The sequence below is a fragment of the Streptomyces sp. NPDC002580 genome, assembly GCF_042889485.1.
Taxonomy (GTDB): domain Bacteria; phylum Actinomycetota; class Actinomycetes; order Streptomycetales; family Streptomycetaceae; genus Streptomyces.
The window spans coordinates 48226-66215 of sequence record NZ_JBIAQZ010000005.1 but is presented as its reverse complement, the minus strand read 5'-3'; the positions used below and the strand labels follow the sequence as shown (position 1 = coordinate 66215).

The following is a 17990-nucleotide window of genomic DNA, read 5'->3' as shown; positions in this document are numbered from 1 at the left end:
TCCGATGCGCGGCCCCGTGGGCCGCGAAGCCCTGTCACTCCTCGACGGTCAGGCCTTTCCGGAGTCGCACGAGGGTGCGCGACAGCAGCCGGGAGACGTGCATCTGGGAGATGCCGAGTTCGTCGCCGATCTCGGACTGGGTCATGTTCGCCACGAACCGCAGGGAGAGGATCTGCCGGTCGCGCTGCGGGAGTTCGGCGATCAGCGGCTTGAGGGACTCCACGTACTCGATGCCCTCGAGCCCGTTGTCCTCGTAGCCGATGCGGTCCGCGAGCGCGCCCTCGGAGTCGTCCTCCTCGGGCTGGGCGTCCAGCGAACTGGCCGTGTAGGCGTTCGACGCGGCCATGCCCTCGACGACCTCGTCGTTGCTGATGCCGAGGCGTTCCGCCAGCTCGCCGACGGTCGGGGCGCGGTCCAGCCGCTGGGCGAGTTCGTCGCCCGCCTTGGCCAGGTCGAGCCGGAGTTCCTGGAGCCTGCGCGGTACCCGGACGGACCAGGAGGTGTCGCGGAAGAAGCGCTTGATCTCGCCGATGATCGTCGGCATCGCGAAGGTGGGGAACTCGACGCCGCGGCTCAGCTCGAACCGGTCGATCGCCTTGATCAGGCCGATGGTGCCGACCTGGATGATGTCCTCCATCGGCTCGCTGCGGGAGCGGAAGCGGGAGGCGGCGAACTTCACCAGCGCGAGGTTGAGTTCGACGAGCGTGTTGCGGACGTACGCGTAGTCGTGCGTGCCCTCTTCGAGAGACTCCAGCCGGGCGAAGAGCGTCTTGGACAGGGCGCGGGCGTCCACCGGCCCCACCTCGTCGTACGGGGGGATCTCCGGAAGTCCGGCGAGCGGGTCGAGTCCGTCGATCTCGTCGGTTCCGGTGGCGTCGACGTGCTCCGGGCGTTCCGGAGAGGGTGTCGACGTCGCCGTCCGGTTCTGCGATGCGTCGAGCCGGGATGACATGGGTCCTCCATCGTTCTCGGCATATGGCCGCCGATGCCTGTACGTGTACTGCGGTGTGCGGCGCCTCCGAAGCCGGCCGTGGTCGGACAGGTGTCTCTACTAGCCCTACCCGCTTTTGCGAGGGCATCGCAAGTGTCATATGCGATGAAATGTCCATTTCCGGGGGGTTGTTCGGGTGTCGGGTCACGTAGAGAAGGCGTAGTGTTCGAGTGCGTACACCAGTTAGTCGCGACGCTCGGGAGAGAGACGGCATGGACCGCGGGACGGTCGGCAGCGCACAGTCTGGCCGGCTTCTTGTCGAGGTGCGGGAAGAGGGCGCGAGCGCCGTCGTGATCCCCGCGGGTGAGCTCGATCACCACACGGCCGATTTGTTGCGTGAGCCACTCGAAGGGTGCCTCGAAAAGGGGTATGCGCGGCTCGTCGTCGACTGTTCGCGCCTGGAGTTCTGTGACTCCACCGGACTCAACGTGCTGCTCGGCGCCCGGCTGAAGGCCGAGGCCGCGGGGGGCGGGATCCATCTGGCCGCGATGCAGCCGGTGGTGGCCCGGGTCTTCGAGATCACCGGGGCGGAGGCCGTCTTCACCGTCCACGACACGCTCGAAGCGGCCCTGTCCGGCTGAGTCGACGGGTCTCCTGTCGTGACGACGCCGTGTCCCCGTTCGCCCCTGAGTGACCTGGGCGTTACTCGCGTCACAGGTTCCGTGCCGAAAAAGTGGGTGTTCGGACGGTTCCGTCGGGCAGGAGACATCCTGGATACGTCGGCGGCTCGTCGGCCGGCGGCGGGCGCGGCGAAAGTCGTTGATCCACAATCGGTGAAAGCCGTTGATCCATCCGTACTGAGTGTTGATCCGTCCGTACTGAGTACTGCGTACTGAGTCTTGAATCGTGAACCGGTGAATCGGTGAGGTGAAGCGCTGATGAGCACCACCCGGCCCTGCTCGCCGGGCGACCGCGGCCCGGACTCGGGCGACGGCGGCGCTTCCGTGCCGCCCGCGCCAGGCGTGACGTCCGTGGATGACGTGACACCCGTGGGCGCCGTGGCGCCCGTGCCCGGCGCGACGCCCGTGGATACTGCGGTGTCCGCCAATGGCGCCTCCCCCGAGGCCGCGGCCCCCGCCGCCGGCGGTCAGGCCCGCAGACTGGACTTCGCGGGCGAGAGCGGCGTCGTGCCGCTCGCCCGCGACTTCGCCCGGCAGGCGCTGTACGCGTGGGGCTGGCTGCCCGCCGCGAGCGCCGACCGCCGGGCGGCGGCCGAGGACGTCCTGCTGGTCGTCTCGGAACTGGTCACCAACGCCTGCCTGCACGCCGAGGGCCCGGACGAACTCCGGATCTCCTGCGACAACAAGGTGCTGCGCATCGAGGTCTCCGACCGCGGTGCCGGCGAGCCCGCCCCGCGCACCCCGCACCGCGCCGGACGCCCCGGCGGCCACGGCATGTTCATCGTGCAGCGGCTCTGCCTGGACTGGGGGGTCGTGCGGACGTCCGGAGTCGCGGGCAAGACCGTGTGGGCCGAACTCGGGGCGCCCGCCTAGCGTCCAGGCTTCCCGGCGGCCCCCGAACCGCCCCTTCCGGTGCCCGCCTTCGGGTCACCCGCGGTTCGAACCTTTTCTCACGCGTCACCCGGTGCGCGCCGGATCCCCTTGGATCCGGCGCGCACTTTGTCTTCCCTCCACAACTTCCCGGGCGTACCTTGACGGCCGATCTGATGTTCCGTCAGAAATGCCGAGGACGCCGTCAGGAATGAGGGGCAGGCCCGTGTCGTACCGGACGTACCAGAAACGAACCGCCGCGCTCGCGTTCGCCGCGGCCCTGGCCGGCTCGGCGGTGCTGATGGCCGCCCCCGCCGCCCAGGCCGACGTGGTGGACGTCAACTACCAGTGCAAGACGCCGATCGGCGACAAGAGCGCCGTCTCGCCCATCGACATCAAGGGCGTCAAGAGCGGCAGCGCCTACAAGCTCACCATGTCCTGGCAGAAGGGTGTCTCCTCCAGCCCGGTCGAGCTCGGCAAGGGCGCGATGACACCGAGCGCCGTGATCACGGTGGGCGGCGCGGACAGCGGCACGGTCGCGGTCAGCGGACCGGCCAACGCGGCCGCGATCCCCGCCAACACCCCCATCAAGATCAATGACTTGAGCGGCACGTACACGCCGAAGAAGTCCGGCAAGGTCACCTTCACCGCGGGCGTCCTCACCATCAAGGCCCTCGGCACCACGACCACGTGCACGCCCTCGAACAGCCCCAAGCCCTCGCTGACCCTCGACGTCACGGCCGCCGGCGGTTCGGGTTCGTCGACCTCGGGTTCGTCGAGTTCGGGCTCCGGCGGCACCGGGGGCGACTCCGGCGGTCAGCTCCCGCAGACCGGTCCCGAGGACTCCGCGATCGCCCTCGGCACGCTCGGCGGCACGGTCCTGCTCACGGGCGCGGCGGGTGTGCTGTGGCTGACGCGCCGGCACCGGGCGGTACGCCGCTGACCTTCCCGCACCACGACCTGGAGCCGCCGCATGCCGTACGCACTCCCCGCTGCCCGCGTGCTGGGCCTGACCCTGGTGCTGCTGAGCGCGGCACCGACGGCCCTGGCCGCCGAGGGCTGGTCCGTCGTGCCGGCCGCGGGCGGGGCGGCCGACGGGCGGCCCGCCGTCTACGCCGAGGGCGCGCCCGGGACGGTCCTCCAGGACTCCGTGTCGGTGCTCAACCCCGGCGCGCGGCCGGTCACCGTCCGCCTGCGCGGAGCCGACGCGGACGACACCGCCGACGGGGCCTTCACCGTGCGCGAGCGGCCGACGGACACGGGCGCCTGGATCGCCTTCGCCGGACGGGCGGACGGACGCCGTACCGCGGTCAGGGCGCTCTCCGTACGGGTGCCCGCGCACACCCGGGCCGACGTGCCGTTCACTGTCGGCGTCCCGGCCGGAGCCGCCCCCGGCGACCATCCCGGCGCGATCGTCGTGAGCGGCGGTGGCCGCACCTCGGCGGTCCGGGTCCACCTGCGGGTGGCCGGACCGGCGTTGCCGGCGCTGACCGTCGAGCACGTCCGGGTGCGCGGCGACGGGATCTCGTACGAACTGGTGAACCGCGGCACCACGGTCCTCACCCCGCGACTGACCGTGCGCGCCGACGGCGTCCTCGGCTCCCGGCTCGACCGCGCCCCGCGCACGCTGCCCGTCGAACTCCTGCCGGGCCGCCGCGTCACGCTCCGAGAGCCGTGGACCGGCCGTCCCGCGCTCGACGCGGTCGACGTGCGGCTGACGGTCACGGCGGCGGGCGGCGCGCGCTCCACGGCCACCACGTCCGTCCGCTTCGTCCCGTGGGGCGCGGTCGCCGGAGCCGGGAGCGCGGTGGCGGCGGTGGTCGCCTTCCTCGTCGTACGGCGTCGCGGACGGCCGGGGGCCGGCCCGTCAGGGCGTCGCGGGCGCCGGTCCGAGGGCGGCGGAGCGAGTGGACAGCCCCGTACGGAAGTCGAGTTGACGGGAGCGGTGTCGTGAGCCTCGTGGGCGGCAGGATGCGGACGGCGGTGCTGGGGGCGGTGCTGGCCCTCGTCCTGGTCCCCTTGGCGGGGGCGGTCTCGGTGTCCCCGGCGGCGGCCGCCGCGCGACCGGGGGTGAAGCTGTCCGACTCCGAGGCGGGGACCGGCGGTTCGATCACCGTGTCCGGCACCGGATGGCGGTCCGGTGCGCTGCTGATGATGCTCGTCTGCGGCCGGGCCGTGCCCTCGCGCGGGGTGATCGGCGGCACCAACTCCTGCGCCAACGCCGACGGCCGGGCCGTCACCACCGACGCCTCGGGCGGTTTCAGCAAGCGGCTGCCGGTCACCGCGCCGCCCCGACCGTGCCCCTGCGTGGTGCACGTCGCCACCGTCACGGGGGAGAAGGCCGAGGCGGACGCCGTCTTCACGGTGGCCGGGCACCCGGTCGAGCCCCTGCCGAAGGAGGAGGGCGGCGGCCGCCTCTCGGTGCTGACCGAGGCCCGGCTGGACGGCTCCGACGGCCTGCTGACCTGGTTCGGCTCCCCGCCCTCGCGCACCCTGGTCCTCACGGTCGGCAACGTCGGCACCGACCCGGTGAAGAACCCCGTCCTCCACGTGGGCGTCGCCCACGGAGTGTTCGCCCCGCAGTGGGAGGAACAGGAGTGGCGCGGCACCATCGCGCCCGGCCGGAAGGCGCGGCTGGAACTCCCGGTCGAACTGCCGGCCGGGGCGCACGGCGACTACACGGTCTCGCTGAAGTACGGCGGGAAGGTGCTCGCCGAGCAGCCGTGGGGCGTGGGCCGCCCCTGGGGGGTCACGGTCTTCTGGATCCTGCTCTGCGTGGTTGTCCCGGCGGCGGTGTTCCGCGTCGGCATGGCCGTGGTGGACCGGGTGCGCCCGCGCGGCTCGACCGGGTGGGCCGGCCGCCACCGGGGTCTGCGTCTGCCCCGGCTCACCCGGCGCGCGCCGAGGACGGCATCCGCCGGGGGGACATCGCGGGACACCGCGGTCTCCCCGGCCCCGGCCCTGCCGTGGTTCACCCCGGGCAGAGATCCGGGCCCGGCGACGAACGGTCAGCTCTCCGCACCGCACGAGAACGGTCCGACGACCCAGACGAGAGAGGGACACACGTGAGCACGCAACGGAGAGTGGTACCGGTCGGTGGACGCGGAGCGAGCGCGGCCGGGGCTGCGCTGATGCTCGTCGGCGCGGGCATCCTGCTGGGGGTGGCCGCCGCCCCGGCGCAGGCCGCCGAGGTGGCGTACGCCACGGAGTGCGTTCCGCCCGCGATCTCCGGGCTGCCCCCGGTGCAGGGCACCACGAAGGTGGAGATCACCGCCCCCGCCGAGGCGAAGGTGGGCGACGAGGTCACCATCACCTGGAAGTTCACCCAGGCCGCCTCGAAGAACCCCGATGTCCTCGATCTCGACAAGGACACCGTCAAGCCCACCGGCACGCTCAAGGCGGCCGGCGCGCAGACGGCGGACGTCGCGATGGAGGGGACGCGCACGAACCCCGCGATCCCCAAGAACAGCGACATGAAGCTGTCCGACATGACGGGCAAGCTGAAGCTGACGACGGCGGGTGACGTCACGCTCACCCCGGACGCGTACGGCATCAATGTCAGCAAGCCGATCTCCACCGACACCAAGTGCACGCCCAAGGAGACGGTGAAGTCCTCCGCGACCATCAAGGTGACCGGCGGCGGCGCGAGTTCGGGCGGTACGACGGGCGGTACCCCGACGACGACCCCGACCGGGTCGTCCACCCCGTCGCCGAGCGGCAGCGGGAGCGACGGCGGCACCGACGGCGGTGGCGGCGACAGCGGAGGGTCCGGCGGGCAGACCGACTTCACGGGCAAGGAGGTCTCCGTCCCCTACGCGTGCAAGACGCCCATCGGAGACAAGAACGCCACCTCCCCCGTGCAGATCGACGCCAAGAAGAACGGCGGGAGCTACGACCTCACCGTGCAGTTCAAGAAGTCCGTGATGGACAGCCCCGCGGACATCCCCGCCGACTCGGTCAAGCCGTCGATGGAGGTGCTCCTCGGAGGCGCGGACAAGGGAACCGTGCACGTGGAGGGGCCGACCAACTCCGCGGCGATCAAGTCGGGCGACCCGATCGAGGTCCCCGACCTGACGGGCACCTACAAGCCGGGCGCGACCGGTGAGTCGACCCTGTCCCCGGGCGTGCTGACCGTGATGGCCCTGGGCACGACGACGACCTGCACCCCGACCACCTCCGAGGTGTCCCTGACCCTCGACACCTCGGAGCAGGCGAGCGGCGCGTCGGGCGGCGGGTCCACCTCGGCCGGCTCCGGCTCGGCCGGCACGTCCACCAGCGGCGGCCTGGCGGAGACGGGGTCCGACAGCCACGGCGCGCTCGAGGCGCTCGGGCTGGTGGCGGGCACGGTCGTCCTGCTGGGCGGAGCGGTGTTCACGTTCCTGCCGGGACGCAGGACGCGCTGATCCCTGTCGGGAACGGCTCCGGCACGGGCCGTCCGGCCGCGGGCCGCGACGGCGAAGGGCCCGCCGCACCATCCGGTGCGACGGGCCCTTCGCCGTGTACGGGCCGGACGTCAGTGGACGTCGCCCATGAGCTGCTTGACCTTCTTGCGGTACATCCACACCGCGACACCGGCGATCACGGCGAGCGTGGCCTCCAGGGCGACGATGCCCGTCTTGTTCAGGTCGACCTCGGCGATGGAGAGCAGACCGGTCGTGGCGTCACCGGCGGTGACGGCCAGGAACCAGACGCCCATCATCTGGGAGGCGTACTTCGCCGGAGCCATCTTCGTGGTGACGGAGAGGCCGACCGGGGAGAGCGTCAGCTCACCGACGGTCTGCACGAAGTAGATCGCCACCAGCCACATCGCGGCCGCCTTGTGACCGCCCTCGGCGATCGTCAGCGGGGCCAGGAAGAGGAAGAACGACGCGCCGACGAGGATCAGGCCCGAGGCGAACTTCGTGGCCGTGCTCGGCTCCTTGCCGCGCTTGTTCAGCCACAGCCAGGCGAAGGCGAAGACCGGGGCGAGCGCCATGATCATGACCGGGTTGACGGACTGGTACCAGGAGACCGGGAACTCCCAGCCGAAGATGGTGTTCTCCGCGGACGAGTCGGCGAAGATCGACATCGTCGAGCCGCCCTGGTCGTAGATCATCCAGAAGACGGCCGCGGCGACGAAGAACCAGATGTACGCGGACATCCTCGACTGGTCGGCACGGTTCAGGCTCTTGTCGCGCTTGATGCGCCCGATGACCATGACCGGGATGATCAGACCGGCGAGCGTGATCGGGACCAGCAGCCAGTTCAGCGTGTAGTGACCCGAGAAGCCGACGATCGAGTAGAAGACGACGGCGACAGCGGCCCAGATCGCGGACTTGCGCAGCGTGGTGGCCTTCTCCTCGGCCGACAGAGGCGTGGGGACCTCGTGCGAGCGGGCGCTGAGGTGACGGCCGCCGAGCAGGTACTGGATCAGGCCCAGCGCCATGCCGAGCGCGGCGAGGGCGAAGCCCAGGTGCCAGTTCACGTTCTCACCGACGGTGCCGATGATCAGCGGAGCGGCGAAGGCGCCGAGGTTGATGCCGATGTAGAAGAGCGTGAAGCCACCGTCGCGGCGCGGGTCGTCCGGGCCGTCGTAGAGGTGGCCCACCATCGTGGAGATGTTGGCCTTCAGCAGACCGGAACCTATGGCGACGAGTCCGAGACCGCCGTAGAAGGTGCCGGAGGAGGGCAGGGCCAGCGTCAGGTGGCCCAGCATGATGATCACGCCCGCGACGGCGACCGTCTTGCGGGGGCCGAGGACACGGTCGGCGAACCAGCCGCCCGGCAGGGCGAGCAGGTACACGAGGGAGAGGTACACCGAGTAGATCGCGGTCGCGGTGGCCGCGCTGAGGTGGAGGCCGCCAGGTGCCACCAGGTACAGCGGGAGCAGTGCCTTCATGCCGTAGTAGGAGAAACGCTCCCACATCTCGGTCATGAAGAGAGTGGCCAGTCCGCGGGGGTGGCCGAAGAAGGTCTTCCCGGAACCGGGGGTGCCCGGGATGACCGAGTCCTTCGTCAGGCTGGACGCCATGATCGTTCCTTGCTGGTCGGGACGCGCTGTTGGGGGTCCCCCCGGCCGGGCTGAGCCGGTCGGGAAGTCGCGCGCCCATGGGGGGCGGCCGGCACCGGCCGGTTCGGCGTCCGTCCCCACGCCCATGGGGACTCCGCTCCGGAAGGCGAAGCGGCGGACGGCGACCACCGGGATCCACGCCCGTCACGCATCAGTGCGTACGGGCCCGGCCACAGGTCTTTCCTTTCAAGGCTGGTGAGCACCAGCCCGCACACGAAAAGGACCCTCAGCATCAAGCAGGCGCCAAAGGTCCCGATACGGTGCTACAGGCGTTTGGTCACCATACGACATGGCAATGCGGCTTATGGAAGGACTTGAGACATGGATCACAGGTGATCATGGAACCAGATCGATCATTCGAAGGTGATCTCCAGGATCGCATCCCCTACCCCCAGGTAAGAGACACGCGGGCGGACGGTGTGAACCACGGAGGCCGATCGCTGCCCGGGCGCCACGCACGGCGGACTACCATCACCCCATGACCCGTGTACTGCTCGCCGAGGACGACGCGTCCATCTCGGAGCCGCTGGCCCGTGCCCTGCGCCGGGAGGGTTACGAGGTCGAAGTGCGCGAGGACGGACCCACCGCGCTCGACGCAGGAATGCAGGGCGGTGTCGACCTGGTCGTCCTGGACCTCGGACTGCCCGGCATGGACGGCCTGGAGGTCGCCCGCCGGCTGCGCGCCGAGGGGCACACCGTGCCCATTCTCATCCTGACCGCGCGCGCCGACGAGGTGGACACCGTCGTCGGTCTCGACGCGGGCGCGGACGACTACGTCACCAAGCCCTTCCGGCTCGCCGAACTCCTCGCCCGGGTGCGGGCGTTGCTCCGGCGCGGCTCGGCCGAGCCGCAGCAGCCGCCGGCCACCCACGGCGTGCGGATCGACGTCGAGTCGCACCGCGCCTGGATGGGCGACGAGGAACTCCAGCTCACGGCGAAGGAGTTCGATCTCCTGCGGGTCCTGGTGCGCGACGCGGGCCGGGTGGTCACCCGGGACCAGCTCATGCGCGAGGTCTGGGACACCACCTGGTGGTCCTCCACCAAGACGCTCGACATGCACATCTCCTGGCTGCGCAAGAAGCTCGGCGACGACGCGGCCAACCCCCGCTACATCGCGACGGTACGAGGGGTCGGCTTCCGCTTCGAGAAGAGCTGAGGCCCCGCCGGGCGTCCCGGCCGGGCTTTCCCGGCCGGGAACCCCGGACCCGGTGTCCGGGACCTCCGGAGGGTGTCGGTCTCTCCGGCGGGTGCGGGCCGGCCGGCACCGGTTTCCGGCCGGTGGGGTGCCGCCGGGCGGGGCTCGACGCGGAGCCTCACGCCCCACACTCTCCTGCGGGGCCCCGCGGGAGAGCCCGGCGGGACGGCGACGGCGATCCCGATCCCGCCTGCGTCCTGCGTCCTGCGTCCTGCGTCCTGCGTCCTGCGTCCTGCGTCCTCTGCCGTGTGCCCGCCTCCGCCTCCGCCTGTATGCGGGCACGGCACGCTTGCCGCGCCCCGGCTCCGTCCCAAAGGCTTGGGGGCGGCCCTCCCGGCGGGCCGACGACGGAAACCCGCGCCCCCGTCCCCGGCGTCCCGCCCGGGACGGAGCGGCGAACGTGCACACTGGTCCCCGTACAGCCACCTGCCCGGAGGGCCCCGTGCGTCGCCGTCTGATCCAGTCCACCCTCGCCGTCGTCCTCGTCGTGATCGCCGTCTTCGGCGTCTCCCTCGTCATCGTCGAGACCCGCACGATCAGCAACAGCGCCCAGGAACGCGTGGACTCCGAGGCGCTGCGGCTGGCCAGCATCGTGGACAGCCGCATCCTCGGCGACGAGAACATCTCCGGCGCCACGTTCAAGAACCAGGTCACCGACCAGCGCTACGCCGTGATCAGGATTCCGGGCCGCGACCCCATCGAGATCGGCGAGCAGCCCACCGGCGACGTCATCCAGTACACCGCCAAGGGTGAGGAGGGTGAGAAGGTCACCGTCCAGGAGCCCCGCTCCTCGGTGACCAAGGAGGTCGGCCGCACGCTCCTGATCATCGGCGCCGTCGCCCTCCTCGCGATCATCGCGGCCGTCCTGCTCGCCGTGCGCCAGGCCAACCGGCTCGCCTCCCCGCTCACCGACCTCGCCGAGACGGCGGAACGGCTGGGCTCGGGCGACCCCCGGCCGCGCCACAAGCGGTACGGCGTCCCCGAGCTGGACCGGGTCGCCGACGTCCTGGACGGCAGCGCCGAGCGCATCGCCCGGATGCTCACCGCCGAGCGCCGCCTCGCCGCCGACGCCTCCCACCAGCTGCGGACGCCCCTCACGGCGCTGTCCATGCGGCTGGAGGAGATCACCCTCACCGACGACCCCGACACGGTGAAGGAGGAGGCGACGATCGCGCTGACCCAGGTGGAACGGCTCACGGACGTGGTCGAGCGGCTGCTCACCAACGCCCGCGACCCGCGGACCGGCTCGGCCGTCTCCTTCGACCTCGACGAGGTCATCAAGCAGCAGCTGGAGGAGTGGCGCCCGGCCTACCGCGGCGAGGGCCGCGCGATCGTCAGCTCCGGCAAGCGCCATCTCCAGGCGGTGGGCACCCCGGGCGCGGTCGCCCAGGTGCTCGCGGCGCTGATCGAGAACTCCCTCATGCACGGCGGCGGCACGGTCGCCCTGCGCACCCGCGTCACCGGCAACCAGGCCGTCGTCGAGGTCACCGACGAGGGCCCCGGTGTCCCCGCCGACCTCGGCGCCCGCATCTTCGAGCGCACCATCAGCGGCCGCAACTCCACCGGCATCGGTCTCGCCGTCGCCCGCGACCTCGCGGAGGCCGACGGCGGCCGTCTGGAGATGCTCCAGGCCCAGCCCCCGGTCTTCGGACTGTTCCTGTCCCGCACCCCGCTGAAGCGGACCTCGAGGAACACGGAGGACGGCGAGGAGCGCACGGTCAGGTAGGGGAGGGGCCGGCGGGGAGGGCCGGTCTGGGGACGGGAACGGGAACGGTCCTCGGGGATCAGTTCACCCGGGCTCGGGGCCGTTCTGGTTCGGGCTCCTCGTCCAGGAACGATTCCGCACTGGCCACGGCCTCCCGGGCCGGAAGCGTCCGGAACACCCAGGTGCGGTAGGACCAGAAGCGGAAGAGCGTCGCGACGCCGATGCCGAGGAACTTGAAGATGTTGCTCTGCAGCGGACTGTCCCAGCCGAAACCGTACGTCGCCGCGTACAGCACACCGTTCTCGATGACCAGTCCCACCGTGCTGAACAGCAGGAAGAGCGTCAGCTCCTTGGTGCGGCCACCCTTGTCGCGGTCCCGGTAGGTGAAGTAGCGGAACCCGACGTAGTTGAAGACGATGGACACGACCGTGGCGATGACGCTGGCCCGCACGACCTGCAGGCCCGTGAGATGACGTACGACGTTGAACACGAGCAGGTTGACCAGCAGGCCCGCACCGCCCACCGCGCCGAACTTGGCGACCTCGCGAAAGAGCAGGTCGAAGCGGCGCCGAACCGCGCTGCGGGGCCCCGCCTGAGGCCCCGAGGAAGCACTGCCCATGGTGTCGCCAGCCCCTGTCGGTGGGTCATGTCGTCGATCATCTGATGCGTTACGTCAACCCGGCCATGCTAACCAGCCCCTCCGCGCGGCGCCCGTGACTGGGTTCACAGGTAAGAAAAGACGGGGTCACCGGAACGGAAAATCGGTCTTGTCGGTGCGGAAACCGGCCACGGTGGCGCGGCCGATACTCTTGGAGCGTGACGTTCCCGGTAGTCGGCATGGTCGGCGGTGGCCAGCTCGCTCGTATGACACACGAGGCGGGCATCCCGCTCGGCATCAAGTTCAAGCTCCTGAGTGACACCCCCCAGGAATCCGCGGCGCAGGTCGTCGGTGAAGTCGTCATCGGCGACTACCGCGACCTCGACACGCTGCGTGACTTCGCGCGGGGCTGTGACGTGATCACCTTCGATCACGAGCACGTCCCGACCGAGCACCTGCGGGCCCTGGAGGCCGACGGCATCCCCGTCCGCCCCGGCCCGGACGCGCTCGTGCACGCCCAGGACAAGGGCGTGATGCGGGCGAAGCTCGACGGGATCGGTGTGCCGTGCCCGCGGCACCGCATCGTGACCGACGTCGAGGACGTCGCCGCGTTCGCCGCGGAAGGCCTCGCCGAAGGGGCCGGGGGCGACGGTTTCCCGATCATCCTGAAGACCGTCCGCGGCGGCTACGACGGCAAGGGCGTCTGGTTCGTCCGCTCCCTGGAGGAGGCCGCCGACCCGTTCCGCGCCGGCGTGCCCGTCCTCGCCGAGGAGAAGGTCGACTTCGTACGGGAACTCGCGGCGAACGTCGTCCGCTCCCCGCACGGCCAGGCCGTCGCGTACCCCGTCGTCGAGTCCCGGCAGGTGGACGGCGTCTGCGACACCGTGATCGCCCCGGCACCCGGCATCGCCGAGGAGCTGGCCCTCGAGGCCCAGGAACTGGCCCTGCGCATCGCCAAGGAACTCGGTGTCGTCGGCCACCTGGCCGTCGAGCTCTTCGAGACCCGCGACGCCGACGGGAAGCCCGGCATCCTCGTCAACGAACTGGCCATGCGCCCGCACAACTCGGGCCACTGGACCCAGGACGGCGCGATCACCTCCCAGTTCGCCAACCACGTCCGCGCGGTCCTCGACCTCCCGCTCGGCGACCCGCGCCCGCGCGCGAAGTGGACGGTCATGGCGAACGTCCTCGGCGGCGACTTCCCCGACATGTACTCCGCGTACCTGCACTGCATGGCCCGCGACCCGCAGCTGAAGATCCACATGTACGGAAAGGACGTGAAGCCCGGCCGTAAGGTCGGCCACGTCAACACCTACGGCGACGACCTGGACGACGTGCTGGAGCGCGCCCGTCACGCTGCCGGCTACCTGAGAGGGACCATCACCGAATGAGCCCGGTTGTAGGCATCGTCATGGGTTCGGACTCCGACTGGCCGGTCATGGAGGCCGCGGCGCAGGCGCTCGACGAGTTCGAGATCCCCTACGAGGTGGACGTCGTCTCCGCGCACCGCATGCCGCACGAGATGATCGCGTACGGCGAGCAGGCCGCGGAGCGCGGCCTCAAGGCGATCATCGCGGGCGCCGGCGGCGCGGCCCATCTGCCGGGGATGCTGGCGTCCGTCACCCCGCTGCCCGTCATCGGCGTGCCCGTCCCGCTCAAGTACCTCGACGGCATGGACTCGCTGCTCTCCATCGTGCAGATGCCGGCCGGCGTGCCCGTCGCGACCGTCTCCGTCGGCGGTGCCCGCAACGCCGGTCTGCTGGCCGCGCGGATCCTGGCCGCCCACGACGAGGAGCTCCTCGGCCGGATGCGGGAGTTCCAGCAGGAGCTGAACGACCAGGCCACCGAGAAGGGCAAGCGACTGCGCGCCAAGGTCGAGGGCGCCGCCGGCGGCTTCGGCTTCGGGAAGTGACGCGCATGACCTCTCCTTCCCCGGACCTGCCCTCGCTCGACCGTGCCCGCGCGCTGCTCGGCGAGTTCCCGATCGTCGACGGGCACAACGACCTCCCCTGGGCGCTGCGCGAGCAGGTCCGCTACGACCTCGGCGCCCGGGACCTCGCCGCCGACCAGAGCGCCCACCTGCACACCGACCTGGCCCGGCTGCGCGCCGGCGGCGTCGGCGCCCAGTACTGGTCGGTGTACGTCCGCTCGGACCTGCCCGGCGCGCTCACCGCGACGCTGGAACAGATCGACTGCGTACGGCAGTTGATCGACCGGTATCCGGCGGACCTGCGGGCCGCGCTGACCGCCGCCGACATGGAGGCGGCGCGCTCCGAGGGCCGCATCGCCTCCCTCATGGGCGCGGAGGGCGGTCACTCGATCGACAACTCCCTCGCCGCGCTGCGCGGGCTGTACGCGCTCGGCGTCCGCTACATGACCCTCACCCACAACGACAACATCGCGTGGGCGGACTCGGCGACGGACGTCCCCGTGGTGGGCGGTCTGTCGGCCTTCGGCCGTGAGGTCGTCCGGGAGATGAACCGCGAGGGCATGCTCGTGGACCTCTCGCACGTGGCCGCGACGACCATGCGCGACGCGCTCGACACCTCCGCCGCGCCGGTGATCTTCTCGCACTCCTCGGCGCGCGCCGTGTGCGACCACCCGCGCAACATCCCCGACGACGTGCTGGAGCGGCTGGCCGCCAACGGGGGCATGGCGATGGTGACGTTCGTGCCGAAGTTCGTCCTCCAGGCGGCGGTCGACTGGACGGCCGCGGCCGACGAGAACATGCGGGCCAACGGCTTCCACCACCTCGACACCACCGCGGAGGGCATGAAGGTCCACCGCGTCTTCGAGGAGGAGCACCCGCGGCCCATCGCCACCGTGTCGACGGTCGCCGACCACCTCGACCACATGCGCGAGGTCGCCGGCATCGACCACCTCGGCATCGGCGGCGACTACGACGGCACGGCGTTCACCCCGGACGGGCTGGACGACGTCTCCGGCTACCCGAACCTGATCGCCGAACTCCTCGACCGCGGCTGGTCGTCCACGGACGTGGCCAAGCTGACCTGGCAGAACGCCGTGCGCGTCCTGGGCGCGGCGGAGGACGTGGCCCGCGACCTCCGGTCCAGGCGGCCCCCGTCGAACGCGACGCTGGAACAGCTGGACGGCTGACCGCTCGCCTGCTGACCTGGGATCAAGGGTCACCAGCCATGGGCCACGGGTCAGGGGCTCGGTGTTCCTGAAGGCGTCCGGGCCGTGTGCCCAGGCGCCTTCGTCGTGCGCCGGGCCGGTCCCGCGCGGATCTCGGACCCTCGCCCGATGCTCCTGCCGTGGGTCCGGACGGGCCCGTCCCGGCAAGCGGGGAACGTATCGACGGGTGCGCGGCGGAGGCGTCGGAGGGCGTACGAGCCGGGCGTACGCCCGAACGCGCCGTCCACCAGGAAGGCCCCCGGGCTCCGTGCGACGGTGGCGGTACCGGGACCGCCGCCGCCCACCCCACGGAGCCTGTCATGGCAGAACTGCAGGACGAACTGCACCCCGCCGTCGAGGTGGGAGCGCTCGGTCCGCCCGCTGCCTGGCCCTCCTCCGAGCCCCTGCCCTCCGGCACCGACCTCGACGGAGATCCCCGGCTCGACCACGATCCCCGCCTCGACACGGCCGCCGGCACCCCGGACCGCGCCCCGGCGGCCGGTCCGGGCACCGACCCGCTGGCGCGGGCCCGCGCCCTCCTGGCCCGCCATCCCGTCGCCGACGGCTACAGCGGGCTGCCGTGGGCGCTGCGCCACCTGCCCTGGTTCGACCTGGAACTGGGCGAGAGCGCCGTGGACACGGACGTACCGCGACTGCGCGAAGGGCACGTGGGCGCCCTGTTCTGGTCGCTGCACCTGCCGGAGGGGCTCGCCGGGGACCGGGCCGTCGGCGCCACCCTGGAGCAACTGGACCTGGTGAAGACGGTGGTCCACGCGCACCCGGAGGGCCTGCGCATGACCCACGGCGCCGGCGAGGTCGCCGACGCCCGCAACTGCGGCCGCGTCGCGGTCGTCCTCGGTCCCGCCGGTGCACGCGCGCTCGGCGACTCGCTGGGCATCCTGCGCGCCCTGCACACGCTCGGCCTGCGCGTCCTCACGCTCGCCGGGGCCTCCTGGGCCAGCGAGGCGGGCCTGACCCGGTTCGGCGAGGAGGTGCTCCGCGAGATGAACCGGCTCGGCGTGCTCGCCGACCTCTCGGGCACCTCGGACGCCACGACCGGCCGGGCCCTCGCCGCCTCCAAGGCCCCGGTCCTGTTCACCCGTTCGGCCGCCCGCGCCCTGCGCCCCCATCCGTCGAACCTCCCCGACGAGGTCCTCGTCGAACTGGGCGCGGCCAAGGGGCTGTGCATGGTCCCGCTCACCGCCGAGCAGACCGGTCCGTCCGTACGGGACGTCGCCGACCACCTCGATCACGTGCGCCGACTCGCGGGAGCGGACTGCGTAGGCCTCTCGGGCACGTACGACTCGGGGGCGGCCCACCCGCAGGATCTCGCCGACGCGTCCTGCTATCCGCGTCTCGTGGCGGAGCTCATCACCCGCGGCTGGTCGGCTTCCGACCTCGCCCTGCTCACCTGGGGCAATGTCCAACGCGTCCTGCGCGGCGCGGACTTCACGGCCCGCGTCGCCCAGCAGCGCCGCGAGCCGTCCACCGCGAAGATCGCCGACCTGGACGGCTGACCACCGCAGGGCCGGACGGACGGCTCACCCCGGGGGAGCGGGGCGGGCCCGACCCGCCGGAGCGTCGTCCGTGTCCGGCGGGCGCCGAACGGCTTCCTGACGTGCTCCTCGACCGGACGGGCTCAGCCGGCGCAGAGGCAGAACGGGTGCCCCGCCGGGTCGGCGTACACCCGGAACGAACGCGCCCTGTCCTCGGCGTCCAGCGGACGGGCGCCGAGCGCCAGCACGCCCTTCTCCGCCACGTCCAGGTCCTCGACGGTCAGGTCCAGGTGGAACTGCTGCGACCCGTCGGGCGCGGGCCACCGCGGCGGTACGTGTCCGGGGGCGGCCTGGAACGCCAGCTGCTGACCGCCGGGCAGGTCCAGGTCGATCCAGTCGTCGTTGTCCGTGAGGGTGCCGCCGAGCACCTCGGCGTAGAACGCGGCCAGCGCGCGCGGGTCGGGACAGTCCAGGACGACGGTACCCAGCTTGGCGAGTGCCATGACTTCCTCCGTGGTCTTCCAGCTTCGACGGGCTTCGACGAGTTACCGGTGAATCACTTCAAGCGGTAACGGTTACTCCATGCTGCCGCACAGGAGGTAACGTCGCAAGCATGAATGACAGAGCGCCCGCGCCGGGTGGTCTGGCCCTGGTCCAGGCCCTGGTGAACACCCTGAACCTCGAGTCGGGTGCCGACTCCCTGAACACGCCCGAGGGGCTGGCGCGCTTCGGAGTGGCGCCGGGCGAGGCGGAGGACGCGTGCGAGCTGCGCGAGTCACTGCGGGCGGTGTGCCTGGGACACGCGGGTCATCCGGCGCACCGGGAGGTGACCCCGCTCGACGAACTCCTCGCCCGGGCGACCCTGCGGGTGACGGTCGACGCGGACGGCTTCGGCGCGCGCCTGGTCCCGGCCGGCGAGGGAACCTCCCCGGCCTCCCTGGCCGCCCGGATCGCCGCCGCGATCGCCGAGTCCCTGATCGAGGGCACCTGGCCGCGGCTGAAGGCGTGCGAGGACCCGACCTGCCACTGGGCGTACTACGACCGCTCCCCGGCGGCCCGCGGCCGCTGGTGCTCGATGTCGGTGTGCGGCGCGCGCGCCAAGATGCGCCGCTACCGCGCCAAATAGGCGGTGGCGCGGACGCCGGGCGGGCAGCGGACGAGCGGGCACGTGGGGCGTACGGCGGGAACAGGCCGGCGGCGCGCGACCTCCCGCCGGGCCGGACGCGGGCCGGGCGGCGGACCGGCGCGCAGCTCGCGGTCGGGCCCGGCACGGGGTGGGCGGCCGGACGGAGTGCGGCGGTCACCGGTCGGCGCACAGCGAAGTGGTGCAG

17 protein-coding genes are annotated in these 17990 nt (G+C 71.8%); 13 read left to right on the top strand and 4 right to left on the bottom strand.

From position 1 onward, the window contains the following. Window positions 1–34: 34 nt before the first annotated feature. Window positions 35–952 (bottom strand): RNA polymerase sigma factor SigF, encoded by a 918-nt coding sequence (locus ACFYW7_RS17065; protein WP_389502856.1) that lies wholly within the window; start codon window positions 950–952, stop codon window positions 35–37. A gap of 251 nt (window positions 953–1203) precedes the next feature. Here ACFYW7_RS17065 and ACFYW7_RS17060 point away from each other — a divergent pair, with 251 nt between their 5' ends. From ACFYW7_RS17060 to ACFYW7_RS17035, 6 genes are all read left to right on the top strand, one after another. Further along, window positions 1204–1572, top strand: coding sequence for an STAS domain-containing protein (locus tag ACFYW7_RS17060; protein WP_389502854.1), 369 nt, complete (start codon window positions 1204–1206; stop codon window positions 1570–1572). A gap of 297 nt (window positions 1573–1869) precedes the next feature. Beyond that, window positions 1870–2484 (top strand): ATP-binding protein, encoded by a 615-nt coding sequence (locus tag ACFYW7_RS17055; protein ID WP_389502852.1) that lies wholly within the window; start codon window positions 1870–1872, stop codon window positions 2482–2484. 208 nt (window positions 2485–2692) lie between these two features. Next, entirely contained in the window at window positions 2693–3424 is a 732-nt protein-coding gene (locus ACFYW7_RS17050; RefSeq protein WP_389502850.1) for an LPXTG cell wall anchor domain-containing protein, read from the top strand. A gap of 30 nt (window positions 3425–3454) precedes the next feature. Further along, window positions 3455–4435, top strand: a complete 981-nt coding sequence (locus ACFYW7_RS17045) for a hypothetical protein (RefSeq protein WP_389502848.1) — start codon at window positions 3455–3457, stop codon at window positions 4433–4435. 17 nt (window positions 4436–4452) lie between these two features. Then, window positions 4453–5550, top strand: coding sequence for a hypothetical protein (locus tag ACFYW7_RS17040; protein ID WP_389503705.1), 1098 nt, complete (start codon window positions 4453–4455; stop codon window positions 5548–5550). Between the two features lie 62 nt (window positions 5551–5612). After that, window positions 5613–6884 (top strand): hypothetical protein, encoded by a 1272-nt coding sequence (locus ACFYW7_RS17035; RefSeq protein ID WP_389503703.1) that lies wholly within the window; start codon window positions 5613–5615, stop codon window positions 6882–6884. A gap of 110 nt (window positions 6885–6994) precedes the next feature. Here ACFYW7_RS17035 and ACFYW7_RS17030 read toward each other — a convergent pair whose 3' ends face one another. Further along, window positions 6995–8491: an oligopeptide:H+ symporter gene (locus ACFYW7_RS17030; protein ID WP_389502846.1), complete on the bottom strand. Its 1497-nt coding sequence runs from the start codon at window positions 8489–8491 to the stop codon at window positions 6995–6997. A gap of 517 nt (window positions 8492–9008) precedes the next feature. Between ACFYW7_RS17030 and ACFYW7_RS17025 the strand changes: the two genes are divergently transcribed. Together ACFYW7_RS17025 and ACFYW7_RS17020 are read left to right on the top strand one after the other, a co-directional pair. Continuing rightward, window positions 9009–9686 carry a response regulator transcription factor gene (locus tag ACFYW7_RS17025; protein WP_037628240.1) on the top strand — a complete coding sequence of 226 codons (678 nt, stop codon included), beginning with the start codon at window positions 9009–9011 and terminating at the stop codon, window positions 9684–9686. 481 nt (window positions 9687–10167) lie between these two features. Then, complete coding sequence (locus ACFYW7_RS17020) at window positions 10168–11451, top strand: ATP-binding protein (protein ID WP_389502844.1); 1284 nt, start codon at window positions 10168–10170, stop codon at window positions 11449–11451. 58 nt (window positions 11452–11509) lie between these two features. Here the strand turns inward: ACFYW7_RS17020 and ACFYW7_RS17015 are convergent, their stop codons facing one another. After that, complete coding sequence (locus ACFYW7_RS17015) at window positions 11510–12049, bottom strand: GtrA family protein (RefSeq protein WP_389502842.1); 540 nt, start codon at window positions 12047–12049, stop codon at window positions 11510–11512. A gap of 197 nt (window positions 12050–12246) precedes the next feature. On the opposite strand from ACFYW7_RS17015, the gene ACFYW7_RS17010 reads away from it, so the two are divergent. The 4 genes from ACFYW7_RS17010 to ACFYW7_RS16995 all read left to right on the top strand — a co-directional run bounded on the left by ACFYW7_RS17010 (window position 12247) and on the right by ACFYW7_RS16995 (window position 16680). Further along, window positions 12247–13419 carry a 5-(carboxyamino)imidazole ribonucleotide synthase gene (locus ACFYW7_RS17010; protein ID WP_389502840.1) on the top strand — a complete coding sequence of 391 codons (1173 nt, stop codon included), beginning with the start codon at window positions 12247–12249 and terminating at the stop codon, window positions 13417–13419. Beyond that, entirely contained in the window at window positions 13416–13940 is a 525-nt protein-coding gene (gene purE, locus ACFYW7_RS17005) for a 5-(carboxyamino)imidazole ribonucleotide mutase (protein ID WP_384795620.1), read from the top strand. Before ACFYW7_RS17010 ends, purE begins: the two co-directional genes overlap by 4 nt. 5 nt (window positions 13941–13945) lie before the next feature. Further along, window positions 13946–15145, top strand: a complete 1200-nt coding sequence (locus ACFYW7_RS17000) for a dipeptidase (protein ID WP_389502837.1) — start codon at window positions 13946–13948, stop codon at window positions 15143–15145. Between the two features lie 338 nt (window positions 15146–15483). Further along, entirely contained in the window at window positions 15484–16680 is a 1197-nt protein-coding gene (locus ACFYW7_RS16995; RefSeq protein ID WP_389502835.1) for a dipeptidase, read from the top strand. Window positions 16681–16802: 122 nt separating this feature from the next. On the opposite strand, the gene ACFYW7_RS16990 is transcribed toward ACFYW7_RS16995, so the two are convergent. Continuing rightward, window positions 16803–17162 carry a VOC family protein gene (locus ACFYW7_RS16990; RefSeq protein ID WP_389502833.1) on the bottom strand — a complete coding sequence of 120 codons (360 nt, stop codon included), beginning with the start codon at window positions 17160–17162 and terminating at the stop codon, window positions 16803–16805. Window positions 17163–17272: 110 nt separating this feature from the next. Here ACFYW7_RS16990 and ACFYW7_RS16985 point away from each other — a divergent pair, with 110 nt between their 5' ends. Beyond that, window positions 17273–17785 carry a CGNR zinc finger domain-containing protein gene (locus tag ACFYW7_RS16985; RefSeq protein WP_389502831.1) on the top strand — a complete coding sequence of 171 codons (513 nt, stop codon included), beginning with the start codon at window positions 17273–17275 and terminating at the stop codon, window positions 17783–17785. Window positions 17786–17990 lie beyond the last annotated feature (205 nt).